The sequence below is a fragment of the Lysinibacillus sp. EB106-09-02-XG168 genome (genome assembly GCF_058791475.1).
Genome location: NZ_JBYTDN010000003.1, coordinates 4,686,650 through 4,699,667 on the forward strand (window position 1 = coordinate 4,686,650; position 13,018 = coordinate 4,699,667).

The window sequence follows — 13,018 nt, forward strand, 5'->3', positions numbered from 1 at the left end:
CACCTCTTTTATTTTTGCTGTTCATATTTAATCGTTGTTAGCATCGCTCGTAAAATTTTTGCTCGAATATGATCCCGTAACGGGAGTTGCAAATCGATAGTTGAGCGATCAACTGCTGCTAATATTATTTTCGCTTCTCGTCTTGAAATTACCTGCTCATCAATTAGTCGATAAACTAAATCTTCTGCCATTATTTGCGATGCCCCACCTGCAATTTGCCCGAGGACATCATCGATTAGATCAATTTGTGAATTCGCGCGGACACGTAAAATTCGAATGTATCCACCACCACCACGTTTGCTTTCAACAAGGTAACCTCGCTCGGCGGTAAATCTTGTATTAATTACATAATTTATTTGTGAGGGAACGCACTGAAATTTATCTGCAATTTCACTACGTTTTATTTCAATATGCCCTTCTCCACCTAATTCAAGTACTTGCTTTAAGTAGCCTTCTATGATGTCTGATATATTACGCATTTTAGGAATACACCTCGCTTACTACACTGACTTTGACTATCTTTGACTTTCTTTGAGTATATTATACAAAACGCTTGAAAATAATTGCAATTATTTCGCACACAGAAAAAAATCCGCCGAATGCTTTAGCTATAAGATACCCTTATTGGCAAAAGAAAAAACGCAAGCATATGCAACTAGCATATACTTGCGTCTATAGAAATTATACCCATCGACCAACAATTGGATAACGCCAAGACTCATCAGATAAAGCCTTCACAATACCGATAATTGGCGCGATAAAATACATAATCCCAAAAACAATTAAGAACGGTATACCAATGAGTAGGAAGCTAAAAATACCCGAAATTGTAAGTAAAACTATCATCACTACTTGGAACAGCAAGGCTTGCACAGAAATACTCTTTACCTCTTCCTCCGAACTAATTAAGAAAAATATAATAGGTACTAACCATGGCGCAAAAAATGCACTTGCGTGTATGATTACCTTAGACCATTTAGTTTCCATTTATATCAACCCTTCCATTTAATTTTTTTATTTTATGTACTATTTTTTACGGAAATACACCTTAAAAAGTTTCAATTTAAAATTGGATTTTTAAAAATTTTTGAAAGGCATGTGATACTCGATGGAATTTAATAACACACTTGCAAATGAATACGAAAAAGGTATTCGTCGCACGCTACCTAGCTACGATGCAATGCTACGTTTAACACAAACCTTTTATCAATCTGCATTACCTGAAAACGCTGAATTTTTAGTAGTTGGCTCCGGAAGCGGTAATGAAATTTTACAGTTCGCCGAGCAAAGACCCCATTGGTCATTTGTTGGTATAGATCCATCAGAAGCGATGCTACAAATTGCTGGCGAACGTTTAAAGTCTCTACCTAATAATATTTCTTTATATCAAGGAACTATACTGGATACTAAGCTACCTTCAGTAAAATTTGATGCGGCTAGCTGTGTACTAGTGCTTCACTTTATACAAGATGATCAAGAGAAGCTTGCAACATTAAAAAAAATAGCAAATAATTTAAAGCCTGGGGCTCCATTTGTGCTCGTCTCAAAATACGGGCAGCCAGGTACTTTAGAAACCGAGCTACAATTTGATTTATGGCGTTCTTATTGGCTACAGCATACAAAGCTATTACCATCAGACGTAGCGGAAATGGAGAAATCCATCCGTTCTCTTTCATTTATGTGTGAAGAGGACATATTAGCACTATTACAGCAAGCAGGCTTTACAAAACCATCTAGATTCTTTGCCACTACTTTATTTGGTGGTTGGATATGTTATAAAGAAAGCGTATAAAATTTTTTCTTGTGAAGTTCAATACACCTGTTAGGATAGAATTAAAAGAATTGAGGTGAATGCTGTGATACGCACTATTGGCATTACAAAAAATCAGAAACTTATAAAGGACTTTCCGCTTGAAGAGATACACAAAAACGAATTTGAATGGTACTGGGTCGATTTTAATTGTCCGACCGATGATGAAGAACTACTGTTAGATTCATTTTTCCATTTCCATCCACTCGCTATAGAAGATTGTTTAATGCGTTTACAGCGGCCAAAGCTCGATTTTTATGATGATTTCCATTTCTTTGTTATTCAAAGGATGAACGAAGAATTAACAGCTGAGGAAGTAAATATTTTTGTTTCTAATAAATTTATTGTTACGTTCCACAAAAATGTAGCACCGGAAATAGATCGAGTACAAATGATGTTAGAAAAACAGCCAAAGAATTGGGAACGTGGCACAGTATATTTAACGTACCAGGTAATCGATAAAATTGTTGATAACTATTTCCCACTTGTCTATAAAATTGAGGATCATTTAAATACACTTGAAGATGAGCTTACCTATCAAAGTAACCCCAACGCCATGAAAATTGTATTTGAATTCCGTAGTGATTTGCTAGATTTAAGACGCACCATTTTACCAATGCGTGATTTATTATATCGCATCCTTAACTCATACCGATTTTCACTTAATAAATCAGAACGAGCTTATTTCGGAGATATTTACGACCATCTGCTAAAACTCACCGAAATGATCGAATCTAACCGCGAGCTCACTGCTGATATGCGTGATAGTTATATGGCGATGAGCTCTACTCGCATGAATGGTATTATGATGACCTTAACAATTGTTTCAACTATCTTTATTCCCCTAACATTTATTGCAGGTGTTTATGGAATGAATTTTGACCATATGCCCGAGCTACATGGGAAGTATAGCTACTTTATCGTACTCGGAATTATGATTTTTATCGCATTATTCATGCTGGCAATCTTTAAACTTAAAGGCTGGTTCAATTTATTTAAAACATAAAAGTAAGCCATTTATTCATTTATCGACAAGCTAAAGGCACCTTAGATTTTTTCTAAGGTGCCTTTCACTGTTAGTAAGGACCGCGATCATCAACTTTATCTTCACCTTGCTGTGGAAATAAAAAGTATGCAAGTACACCAGATACTAATGTTGCACAGATAGTAATTAATAGTTGATCTAAGTCTGGTACTTCAGCATAGTAGTTTCTTAACATGTAAACCGACCCAATTGCTACAATTACCATAACCGGAATGACAAATTTGAAACGTTTCTTCTCCATATAATACCTCCTCAACACTATCGTTACGTTCAAGCTAAACAGTTCGTATTTTACAGGTTTCCTATTTCAAATTCAATTTACCTATTACCTTTTTAGTAGTCTATTTCATGACTTTTAATCGACAATCATCTGTAACTGATAAAAAAAATATAGAAATAAACTAAAATTTCAACCAAATATAGCACAAAAAATAGTAGAATATATTAAATACTATATATTCAGCAAATTAACAACCCAAGTAATTTAATAGGTATTTAGTTTACTATACTATACATAATACGGACCTAAGGAATGGAGCAAACAACGATGAGTTGGTTTACAAAAAAGAACGATTCTAGCTACTCAATTACACTAGCGCCTGAAAATTATAAGAGCGATGTTCAATTGGATGTATCAAGCCATCCAAATCTTCAAAAACAGTTACAACTTTTAGATTTAACTATTGAGGATTTAGCCATCATAAAACAACTACAGCCTTTAGCTAAGGATTTAGTACCAGAAATGGTGGATCAATTTTATGCAGCCATTAGTTTGAGCCAAGATTTGTTAAATATTATAAACAGAACATCACAAATCGAGCGTTTAAAAGTTACTTTACATAAACATTTGAGTGATATTTTTGAAAGTCGTATTAATGACTCTTACATTAATGAACGAAAGGCGATTGCCGAAACTCACGTTCGAATTGGTCTACAATCGAAGTGGTATATCGCCTCATTCCAATCATTAACAACGACCTTTACACGCTTTACAAATGAGTTAGATGTATCAAAACATGATGCAATTCGTGCTATCAATGCCTTCTGTAAAATCATTAACTTCGAGCAGCAGCTTGTAATTGAAGCCTATGAAAAAGAAGAGGAACGCATTCGTACAGTAGAAGGTGAAACAAAGCATGCACTTGTTACTACCATTCAAAAAACGGCAGAGGAACTCAATGAGATTAGTGAAGAAACGGCAGCTTCTTTATTAGTCATTTCCTCTCAAACAGATGATATCGCAGTAGCTACGAAGCAAGGTTTAACCTTCGTTGCTGATACACAGGAAAAATCCAGACGTGGACAGCAGCAGTTGCAAGATCAAAATGATTTAATACAAGTAATTTTACAAAGTGTAAACAGTCTCGAAGTTACGATGAACCAGCTACGCACATCTTCTCAAAAAATATCGGAAATTGTAGGACTTGTCACAGGAATTGCCGATCAAACAAACTTATTAGCACTGAATGCTTCTATCGAGGCAGCTCGTGCAGGTGAGCATGGTAAAGGCTTCGCCGTTGTTGCAGAGGAAGTTCGTAAGCTTGCTGAAGAAACAAAAAATGCGGTACAAAATGTTTCTCATCTCATTAAAGAAACAGAAAGTAATATTACAACAATGTCGACTTCGGTTACTAACGTTGATCAAAAGATTCAACATAGTGTAGATACGCAAAACAGTTTATCTAAATCATTTAATGATATCGCCGATGCGGTTTCTGGCATTCAGCAGCAGTATGTAAATACATCTAGAGATATTTCAGCCATCTCTAATTTGATTACTGAACTGTCACAAGGCGCTACGCTTGTTTCTTCTTCTTCCGATTCACTTATTAACGTAGTAAATGAATTACAAATGTAAGCACGAAAAAGGGAAACTGACAGCATACGTCAATTTCCCTTTTTATTTTTAATGTGGTAACTCGCGTTTTTGTTTACGATGTTCGCGTCTTGCTGGTCCCGTTTCAAACAGGCGTTTTTCTGCATCTGTTTCAGGATAAATAGCCGGAACTGGCTTAGGTTTACCTTCATCATCTACTGCAACCATCGTTACAAATGATTCCGTCGTTAATTTCTCCTCACCAGTTTCAATGTTTCGTGAAATAACTCGAACATAAACTTCCATTGAAGACCGTCCAGTTGACGAAACAATGCTTTCAATTTCTAAAATAGCCCCTACATGTGCTGGCGATAAAAAGTCAACCGAATCGATAGAAGCTGTGACTACATGACCTTTTGCATGTTTCATTGCTGTAATAGCAGCAATTTCATCAATATACGCTAACACTCTTCCACCAAAAATGGAGTTGTGATTATTTGTATCTGGCGGTAATACGAGACGAGTTTGAACAGTACGTGACTGGCTCATCGGTATTGCGTTGTTTGACATAATTCTTGCGACTTCCCTTCATGAATGTTCTTTCGTCATCGTATCGCAGAACAAGAGTTGATGCAAACTAGAACGATTTTTTCATCGTAATTAATTTCATATCTGTCATTTCTCCGATTGCCCACTTAATTCCTTCACGACCATAGCCACTCATTTTTACACCACCATATGGCATATTATCAACCCTAAAAGTCGGAATATCATTAATCATAACAGCACCTGCCTGTAATTCATCCGCTGCATATAATGCATCTTGTAAAACATTCGTATAAATTCCAGCATTTAAGCCAAGGTCCGACTCATTTAATAGTCGAATAGCGTCGTCTAATGTTTCATATGAAACAATTGAGACGATTGGCGCGAATGTTTCCTGACAAACAACTTTCATATTTGCCGTCACATCCGTTTCTTCTTTATTTTATCACGAAGAACTTGCTGCTACAGCTGCTGCACTTACTGCTGCGAACATTGCTGCCTGCTGTGCTTGAATTAGCAATTCAATGGATGACATGATTGACATTGATAAGGATTGTTGTACTTTCGCCATATCATAAATAGCAATTTGTGTGGCCATAAATAACACAAATTCACGATGCCATTTTAAAAGTTTCATACCCTTTAACTCATGATATAAATCAACAATCTGTTGAAGCTGTGCTTGATTCACTTCAAGGATTGCTAAAAAGCCCAGTAATGGATAATGCATCGCCTTGACTTTTACATCTTGATTTTTTAGTGTTTCACGGACTGTTACAGCATTAGGCACTAACTTATTATCATATTGAGGTGATAAGAAAGTCAGTACTTGTGATAGCCATTGAAGCTCATTACCTGCATTAAAATTATACGTACGTAATTCTTTATAATAACGATTCATCGTTTCTGCACGTAGCTCAACATCGTCAGACTGGCTACTTAACAATACTGTATAGGGAATATCATCGTACGACGTTAAAAATCGGTGGTGCTTGCGGATTGCATCAAATAATGCGCGTGCTACCTGTGCATGTGCGCGTTTCTCACTTTCCTCTTCCGTTAAAAACTGTGCACCTATAAAACTAAAATTCCCGCTTCTGAACTTTACCTCTTTCATTATGCTAACGTTCGTCAGTAAATTTTTTACCGCTCGTTCTGTATCCTCTTGCTCCATCAAATTCGCAGCAATACTATAACCTACCGCCGTTCTTAACGGAGATGACCATGACGTTTGCTTTTTCATTTCTTGTAATACTTTTTTATATTTAACGGAATCAAAGGGTTTTCCAGATGCCACATATTTGCTAGCGATTGCCAACACAATTTTACGATCAACCGTCCGACCGACAGCCTTTGAGACATCCTCCACCGTACTTGTAAACTGATTTTCAATCATAACAAAGTCCATGTTTAACACACTCCTTTTCCATATTTACGTAATATATTGTCGAAAAGATTCAGCTGTATTTTTAAAATTAGCTTAAATTAAAACCTTCCATACGCTTTTTCCAGAAGAATGAACATAAAAAAAAGCGGCAATATTCTTGCCGCTGTCCTTAAAAGGAAATTTGCTTAATCGCTTGTTCGGTCCACTTAAATTAATCCTAACTCTTTTAATTCCTCTGCGGAAAAAGCTCTTGATCTTGTTAAAAACCTCTTACCTTCAACGCCTTCCAGTGAAAACAAACCACCTCTACCGTCGACAACGTCCAAGATTATTTGTGTATGCTTCCAATAATCATATTGATTTTTATGCATGTAGAAGGAAGCACCACCAATCTCTCCAAGACAAACATCCTGGTCACCTAATAGTAAGTCTCCCTCTGGATAACACATTGGCGAGGAGCCATCACAACATCCACCTGATTGATGAAACATAATGGGCCCATGCTTTTCTTTCAATAATTCGATTAGTGCTAGCGCTTCTTCAGTTGCTAAAACACGCATGACCACGCTCATGCACCTCCCTACTAATTAGAAGAAGCCAAGTTTGTTTTCGCTGTAGCTAACTAATAAGTTTTTCGTTTGCTGATAATGCGCTAACATCATCTTATGGTTTTCACGACCAACACCCGACATTTTATAGCCACCGAACGCTGCATGTGCAGGATAAGCATGGTAGCAGTTTGTCCAAACACGCCCAGCTTGAATACCACGACCGAAGCGATAAGCCGTATTCATATCACGCGTCCATACACCTGCACCTAAACCGTATAGTGTGTCATTTGCGATTTCTAATGCTTCCTCTTTTGTTTTAAATGTCGTTACGGCAACAACTGGCCCGAAGATTTCTTCTTGGAAAATACGCATTTTATTATGTCCTTTGAAGACAGTTGGCTTAATGTAGTAACCATTTTCAAAACCTGCTCCTACATTATTTTTCTCTCCTCCAATTAGACATTCTGCACCTTCTTGCTTACCAATATCTAAATAAGAAAGGATTTTTTCCATTTGCTCACTCGAAGCCTGCGCTCCCATCATCGTATTCGGATCAAGTGGATTCCCAACTTTAATCGCTTCAACACGTTGTAGGACGCGTTCCATAAATTTATCGTAAATTGACTCTTGAATTATTGCACGAGAAGGACATGTACATACTTCACCTTGATTTAGGGCGAATAATACAAAGCCTTCAACTGCTTTATCTAAAAAGGCATCGTCTTCATCCATAATATCTTCAAAGAATATATTTGGTGACTTGCCGCCCAATTCTAATGTAACTGGAATAAGATTTTGTGAAGCATACTGCATAATTAAGCGACCTGTCGTAGTTTCACCAGTAAAGGCAATTTTGCCAACCCGTGGGTTCGATGCTAATGGTTTTCCTGCTTCTAAACCAAAGCCATTCACAACATTAAGTACACCTGATGGTAATAAATCTTCTATTAATTCAACGAACACCATTATCGAAGCTGGCGTTTGCTCTGCAGGTTTCAACACAACACAGTTTCCAGCTGCAAGTGCAGGTGCTAGCTTCCAAACGGCCATTAATAACGGGAAATTCCAAGGGATAATTTGACCTACTACCCCAATTGGCTCGTGGAAATGATAAGCGACTGTATCATTATCGATTTGGCTTACCGCGCCTTCTTGTGCACGTAAAGCCCCCGCAAAATAACGGAAATGATCAATCGCAAGAGGGATATCTGCATTTAATGTCTCACGTACCGCTTTTCCGTTATCCCATGTTTCGGCAACGGCTAGCTTTTCTAAGTTTTGCTCTATGCGGTCCGCAATTTTAAGTAAAATGTTTGCACGTTCTGTTGGAGATGTTTTGCCCCATTCTTCTTTTGCGGCATGTGCTGCATCAACTGCAAGTTCAATATCCTCAGCAGTAGAACGAGCTAATTGTGTAAAAACTTGTCCAGTAACAGGTGTAACATTATCAAAGTATTGTCCTTTCACTGGAGGCGTCCATTCCCCACCAATATAATTTTCATAGTTCTCTTTGAATTGAACTACCGATCCTTCGGTGTTTGGAAATGCATAAACCATTTTACTTCTCCCCTTTACACAAAATAATGAGAAAATAATCTACAAAAATCACCATTTTCATCGAAATAACGATATTTTCATAGATACCCTCTTACTCAATATATTGTCAGAAGAGAAGAATAATTTCAACTTTTTAAAATTTTTTTCAATTAATACTGGAATCTATTTTTGAATCGATTATTCCTTGGCTAATAGCCTCTGGAATCGGCTTTGTGATTAGGCTTGCAAAGTGGCTTATATTTGCTAGAAAAGCTTCTAGGATTCACGGTTCGACCAACTATAATGTATACTTAAAAATAATATAAATGTATAGGAGAACAGTATGCGGATTAATAAATATTTAAGTGAAACAGGCATTGTATCTCGCCGAGGCGCAGATAAATGGATAGCAGAAGGTAAAGTTACGATTAATGGTGAGCTTGCTACAGTCGGCAGTCAGGTTGAGGCTGGTGATATGGTTTGCGTTGATGGAAAAGAGGTAAAAAAAGAAGAACAGCTCGTTTATATTGCCTTAAACAAACCAGTAGGAATTACAAGCACAACTGAACGTCATATAAAAGGAAATGTCGTTGATTTTGTCAATCACCCTCTTCGTATTTTCCATATTGGACGACTAGATAAAGAGTCAGAAGGGCTATTATTATTGACTAACGATGGGGACATCGTCAATAAGATTTTACGTGCAGAAAACCATCACGAAAAAGAATATATCGTGCAAGTCGATAAACCTATTACAGAGCAATTTATAAAGAAAATGGGCGCTGGTGTAGATATTTTAGATACTACAACCCTGCCTTGTCATGTTGAAAAAATATCTGATAAAGTCTTTAAAATCATTTTAGAGCAAGGCTTAAACCGTCAAATACGTCGTATGTGTTCAGCGCTTGGCTACTCCGTTAAACGTCTACAACGCATTCGTATTATGAATATAAAGCTTGGCAATTTAAAAGTTGGACAGTGGCGCGATTTAACAGACAAAGAACGAATAGAACTATTCAGACTACTTAAATATACACCAAAATAACGCCATTAAATCGCAGCTCATTGAAGTTGCGATGACTACAAAAAAGGCGTTACATGAAATTGAAATTAAAGCTAATTATCCCGAGACTATTTTGTGGTAGACAAAAAGTGCCGTCCCAGCTGATTTGAGACGGCTACTTTTCTTCTATTCTTGAATTGTCGTGTAAGCCATTTTTCGAATAACTTCCTCGTGCTGCGGATAGTCAGCTAATAGCTCATCTTGAGTAAATAATTCGAAGTCTTCAAAGTCAAAGCCGGGTGCAACCATACAGCCTACTAAACTAAATGTATTTGCATCCTCTACGGATGAGCCAAATATAGTATTTTTCGGTACTGCGATTTGCGGTACTTCTCCTGCTTCTACATTTAATCCAAGCTTCTTCGCCTCATATGTACCATCCGGGAAAATCATATGGACCGTTAGTGGGCTGCCAGCATGATAATACCAAAGCTCGTCCGATTTCAACCGATGCAAATGCGATATATCCTGTGAACGTAGTAAGAAATAAATACTCGTATAAATCGGTCTCTGTACATCTCTTACAGCCATATCATCCGATGCCCGAAACGAGGATATATAGTACCCTCCCTCCGGATGCTCTGCTAAATTTAATTTTTCAACAAAATATTGTGCTGAATACTTCATACAACATCACTCCTTTCTTCCACATTACCAAATAATAAAAGATGAAAGCTACTGCTTTTTTGTCACTTTGATAAGTGGTATCCGTCGTTTTGACTGATTTATCCGTCACTTTAATTGTACTATCCGTCTCTATTGCCTTTCTTTCCGTCGCCTCACTCCTCCGTTTATACGAAAAAAGACGTCCCAGAAATTGAGACGCCTTCTCCCTCTATAAACCACCTAAATAAGCGGCCTTTACTTGGTCACTCTCTTGAAGCTCTTTTGCTGTACCTGATAATACAATACGTCCCGTTTCAAGTACGTACGCACGATGCGCTACTGATAATGCCATATTCGCATTTTGCTCAACGAGCAATACAGTTGTGCCCTCTTTGTTGACTTGTTCAATAATATTAAAAATATTTTTTACCATGAGTGGCGCAAGTCCCATTGAAGGTTCATCCATTAATAACAATTTCGGTTTTGCCATTAATGCTCGCCCCATCGCTAGCATCTGCTGCTCACCGCCGGACAATGTACCTGATTGTTGTTTCCGACGTTCGGAAAGACGTGGGAATAGTTCAAACACATGATCCATATCTTTTTTGATGCCAGCCTTATCGTTGCGAAGATATGCGCCTAGCTCTAAGTTTTCCTCAACGGACATATTGGCAAAAACGCGACGCCCCTCTGGAACATGTGAAATGCCTGATTTTACTATTGTCTGTGCAGCCTTCCCTGCGATAGAGAAGCCTTCATATTCAATGATACCACCCTTTGGTTTTAATAGGCCCGACAATGTTTTTAATAATGTACTTTTACCAGCACCGTTTGCACCGATTAACGTTACGATTTCACCCTCATTTACTTCTAAAGAGAGGCCCTTTAATGCTTGAATATTACCGTAAAATACATCTATATTTTGTACTTTTAGCATTAGCTGATAACCTCCTCACCAAGGTACGCTTCAATTACTTTTGAATTGTTGCGAATTTCTTCTGGTGTCCCATCTGCGATTAGTTGACCATGATCGAGCACATATATACGTTCACATATCCCCATAACTAAGCTCATATCATGCTCAATTAGAAGAATGGTTAAGCCAAACTCTTTACGAATAAATGCTATTAATTCCATTAAATCTTGTGTTTCCTGCGGGTTCATCCCTGCTGCAGGCTCATCCAATAAAAGTAGCTTAGGTTTTGCAGCTAGGGCACGAGCAATTTCTAATCGGCGCTGCATCCCATAAGGTAAATTTTTCGCAAGCTCATCCTTATAAACATCTAGACCAAAGATTTTTAGAAACTCAATAGATTGATGCTCCATTTCTGCCTCACCTTTAAAATGATTCGGCAAGCGGAAAATGGAAGACCACATAGAATGCTTCGCAAGCGAATGGTTCGCTACCTTAACATTATCTAAAACAGATAGCTCCTTAAATAAACGAATATTTTGGAACGTACGGCTAATACCTTTTTGTGTTACTTGATATGGTGCAAGCCCGTTCAACTTTATACCGTCAAATGTAATCGTGCCCTCCGTTGGCATATACACACCAGTAAGCATGTTAAAGCTAGTTGTTTTACCAGCACCATTGGGCCCTATAAGACCTACTAGTTCCCCTTGATTCAGGTACATATTAACGCCCTGTACCGCCTTTAAACCACCGAATTGAATACCCATGTTTTCAACATTGATAAGAAGGTTTCCAGCCATTATTTTGTACCTCCTTTTTTACCAAGCTTAAATAAGTCTGCAACTTCTTTTGTTCCCATTAACCCTGTTGGGCGATATAGCATTACGACTATTAATACTAAACTGTAAATAATCATACGTGTTTCTGGGAAGTTTGCTAAATATGCTGAGACTACTGTTAAGAAAATAGCTGCGATGACAGATCCAGAAAGACTCCCTAAGCCACCAAGAACTACAAAGATTAAAATATCAAATGATTTTAAGAACCCGAAAGTTGTCGGTTGGATAATGTAAAAGTTATGTGCAAAAATGGCCCCTGCAAGGCCGGCGAAGAAGGAACCTATCGCAAAAGCTACAACTTTATAGTAGGTTGTATTAATACCCATTGCATCTGCCGCAATTTCGTCCTCACGAATCGATATACATGCGCGTCCATGGCGTGAATTCGTAAAGTTTGAGATAACTAAAATTGTTAGAACAACACCTATGAATGCATAAGACCAGTTTGATAAATATAGAACCTGCATCCCTGCCGCGCCACCAACATAGTCCGTATTTAAAAAGATAATACGTATAATTTCCGCAAAACCAAGCGTTGCAATTGCTAAATAGTCACCCTTTAAACGTAATGTCGGAATACCTACGATTAAACCTGCTACCGCTGCTGCTAATGCGCCTAAGAAAATAGCTAACGGGAACGGAAGCAATAGCTTAGTTGTAATAATTGCAGAAACATATGCTCCAACTGCTAAGAAGCCGGCATGCCCAATCGAGAATTGACCAGTAATCCCGATGACGATATGCAAACTGACCGCAAGCATGATGTTAATACACATTGTGATCAACATATTTTGATAGTAAATATCGAGAATGTTTGTAGAAATAAGGATTTGAACAACTGCATAGATGACTAGCGCTAATACGGCATAGCCCCAGAAAACTTTAGACTTTTTCATCATTACC

General features: G+C 37.7%; 15 protein-coding genes and 1 pseudogene. 4 read left to right on the forward strand and 12 right to left on the reverse strand.

What is annotated here, in order from left to right:
* Window positions 1-8 precede the first annotated feature (8 nt).
* Both AC3WSO_RS23765 and AC3WSO_RS23770 read right to left on the reverse strand, forming a co-directional pair.
* The gene (locus AC3WSO_RS23765; protein ID WP_492534094.1) at window positions 9-479 is read right to left on the reverse strand and encodes a CtsR family transcriptional regulator; all 471 of its coding nucleotides are present in this window, start codon (window positions 477-479) and stop codon (window positions 9-11) included.
* Window positions 480-681: 202 nt separating this feature from the next.
* A complete protein-coding gene (locus tag AC3WSO_RS23770; protein WP_197142567.1) occupies window positions 682-987 on the reverse strand; it encodes a DUF4870 domain-containing protein in 306 nt (101 codons plus the stop codon).
* Window positions 988-1,108: 121 nt separating this feature from the next.
* Between AC3WSO_RS23770 and AC3WSO_RS23775 the strand changes: the two genes are divergently transcribed.
* Both AC3WSO_RS23775 and corA read left to right on the forward strand, forming a co-directional pair.
* Window positions 1,109-1,792, forward strand: a complete 684-nt coding sequence (locus AC3WSO_RS23775) for a class I SAM-dependent methyltransferase (protein ID WP_492534096.1) — start codon at window positions 1,109-1,111, stop codon at window positions 1,790-1,792.
* 64 nt (window positions 1,793-1,856) lie between these two features.
* Complete coding sequence (gene corA, locus AC3WSO_RS23780) at window positions 1,857-2,816, forward strand: magnesium/cobalt transporter CorA (RefSeq protein ID WP_492534098.1); 960 nt, start codon at window positions 1,857-1,859, stop codon at window positions 2,814-2,816.
* 70 nt (window positions 2,817-2,886) lie between these two features.
* Here the strand turns inward: corA and AC3WSO_RS23785 are convergent, their stop codons facing one another.
* Window positions 2,887-3,096 (reverse strand): hypothetical protein, encoded by a 210-nt coding sequence (locus AC3WSO_RS23785; RefSeq protein ID WP_079562400.1) that lies wholly within the window; start codon window positions 3,094-3,096, stop codon window positions 2,887-2,889.
* A 306-nt stretch (window positions 3,097-3,402) separates the two neighbouring features.
* Here AC3WSO_RS23785 and AC3WSO_RS23790 point away from each other — a divergent pair, with 306 nt between their 5' ends.
* Window positions 3,403-4,713, forward strand: coding sequence for a protoglobin domain-containing protein (locus AC3WSO_RS23790; RefSeq protein WP_492534100.1), 1,311 nt, complete (start codon window positions 3,403-3,405; stop codon window positions 4,711-4,713).
* A gap of 48 nt (window positions 4,714-4,761) precedes the next feature.
* Here the strand turns inward: AC3WSO_RS23790 and AC3WSO_RS23795 are convergent, their stop codons facing one another.
* The 5 genes and pseudogenes from AC3WSO_RS23795 to adh form a co-directional block, all read right to left on the reverse strand.
* On the reverse strand, window positions 4,762-5,241 hold the full coding sequence (locus tag AC3WSO_RS23795; RefSeq protein WP_079562402.1) for an acyl-CoA thioesterase: 480 nt from the start codon (window positions 5,239-5,241) through the stop codon (window positions 4,762-4,764).
* A 67-nt stretch (window positions 5,242-5,308) separates the two neighbouring features.
* A pseudogene (locus AC3WSO_RS23800) lies at window positions 5,309-5,647 on the reverse strand (aldehyde dehydrogenase family protein); the annotation flags it as partial.
* A 15-nt stretch (window positions 5,648-5,662) separates the two neighbouring features.
* Complete coding sequence (locus AC3WSO_RS23805) at window positions 5,663-6,625, reverse strand: DUF4003 family protein (RefSeq protein ID WP_492534101.1); 963 nt, start codon at window positions 6,623-6,625, stop codon at window positions 5,663-5,665.
* A 185-nt stretch (window positions 6,626-6,810) separates the two neighbouring features.
* A complete protein-coding gene (locus AC3WSO_RS23810) occupies window positions 6,811-7,170 on the reverse strand; it encodes a DUF779 domain-containing protein (protein ID WP_492534477.1) in 360 nt (119 codons plus the stop codon).
* Window positions 7,171-7,191: 21 nt separating this feature from the next.
* The gene (adh, locus tag AC3WSO_RS23815) at window positions 7,192-8,712 is read right to left on the reverse strand and encodes an aldehyde dehydrogenase (protein WP_492534102.1); all 1,521 of its coding nucleotides are present in this window, start codon (window positions 8,710-8,712) and stop codon (window positions 7,192-7,194) included.
* Window positions 8,713-9,034: 322 nt separating this feature from the next.
* On the opposite strand from adh, the gene rluF reads away from it, so the two are divergent.
* Window positions 9,035-9,736 carry a 23S rRNA pseudouridine(2604) synthase RluF gene (gene rluF / locus AC3WSO_RS23820; RefSeq protein ID WP_492534103.1) on the forward strand — a complete coding sequence of 234 codons (702 nt, stop codon included), beginning with the start codon at window positions 9,035-9,037 and terminating at the stop codon, window positions 9,734-9,736.
* Between the two features lie 144 nt (window positions 9,737-9,880).
* Here rluF and AC3WSO_RS23825 read toward each other — a convergent pair whose 3' ends face one another.
* The 4 genes from AC3WSO_RS23825 to AC3WSO_RS23840 form a co-directional block, all read right to left on the reverse strand.
* Entirely contained in the window at window positions 9,881-10,381 is a 501-nt protein-coding gene (locus tag AC3WSO_RS23825) for a cupin domain-containing protein (protein WP_492534105.1), read from the reverse strand.
* A 208-nt stretch (window positions 10,382-10,589) separates the two neighbouring features.
* A complete protein-coding gene (locus AC3WSO_RS23830) occupies window positions 10,590-11,297 on the reverse strand; it encodes an ABC transporter ATP-binding protein (protein ID WP_492534107.1) in 708 nt (235 codons plus the stop codon).
* Entirely contained in the window at window positions 11,297-12,076 is a 780-nt protein-coding gene (locus AC3WSO_RS23835; protein ID WP_349660234.1) for an ABC transporter ATP-binding protein, read from the reverse strand. Before AC3WSO_RS23835 ends, AC3WSO_RS23830 begins: the two co-directional genes overlap by 1 nt.
* Window positions 12,076-13,011 (reverse strand): branched-chain amino acid ABC transporter permease, encoded by a 936-nt coding sequence (locus tag AC3WSO_RS23840; RefSeq protein ID WP_492534478.1) that lies wholly within the window; start codon window positions 13,009-13,011, stop codon window positions 12,076-12,078. The genes AC3WSO_RS23835 and AC3WSO_RS23840 overlap by 1 nt, the downstream gene beginning before the upstream one ends.
* Window positions 13,012-13,018 lie beyond the last annotated feature (7 nt).

Excerpts from the sequence above, each read along its gene's own strand:
- AC3WSO_RS23765 (WP_492534094.1), bottom strand. The coding sequence starts at position 479 with ATGCGTAATATATCAGACATCATAGAAGGCTACTTAAAGCAAGTACTT.
- AC3WSO_RS23770 (WP_197142567.1), bottom strand. The coding sequence starts at position 987 with ATGGAAACTAAATGGTCTAAGGTAATCATACACGCAAGTGCATTTTTT.
- AC3WSO_RS23775 (WP_492534096.1), top strand. The coding sequence starts at position 1,109 with ATGGAATTTAATAACACACTTGCAAATGAATACGAAAAAGGTATTCGT.
- AC3WSO_RS23785 (WP_079562400.1), bottom strand. The coding sequence starts at position 3,096 with ATGGAGAAGAAACGTTTCAAATTTGTCATTCCGGTTATGGTAATTGTA.
- AC3WSO_RS23790 (WP_492534100.1), top strand. The coding sequence starts at position 3,403 with ATGAGTTGGTTTACAAAAAAGAACGATTCTAGCTACTCAATTACACTA.
- AC3WSO_RS23795 (WP_079562402.1), bottom strand. The coding sequence starts at position 5,241 with ATGTCAAACAACGCAATACCGATGAGCCAGTCACGTACTGTTCAAACT.
- AC3WSO_RS23805 (WP_492534101.1), bottom strand. The coding sequence starts at position 6,625 with ATGGACTTTGTTATGATTGAAAATCAGTTTACAAGTACGGTGGAGGAT.
- adh (WP_492534102.1), bottom strand. The coding sequence starts at position 8,712 with ATGGTTTATGCATTTCCAAACACCGAAGGATCGGTAGTTCAATTCAAA.
- rluF (WP_492534103.1), top strand. The coding sequence starts at position 9,035 with ATGCGGATTAATAAATATTTAAGTGAAACAGGCATTGTATCTCGCCGA.
- AC3WSO_RS23825 (WP_492534105.1), bottom strand. The coding sequence starts at position 10,381 with ATGAAGTATTCAGCACAATATTTTGTTGAAAAATTAAATTTAGCAGAG.
- AC3WSO_RS23830 (WP_492534107.1), bottom strand. The coding sequence starts at position 11,297 with ATGCTAAAAGTACAAAATATAGATGTATTTTACGGTAATATTCAAGCA.
- AC3WSO_RS23835 (WP_349660234.1), bottom strand. The coding sequence starts at position 12,076 with ATGGCTGGAAACCTTCTTATCAATGTTGAAAACATGGGTATTCAATTC.
- AC3WSO_RS23840 (WP_492534478.1), bottom strand. The coding sequence starts at position 13,011 with ATGAAAAAGTCTAAAGTTTTCTGGGGCTATGCCGTATTAGCGCTAGTC.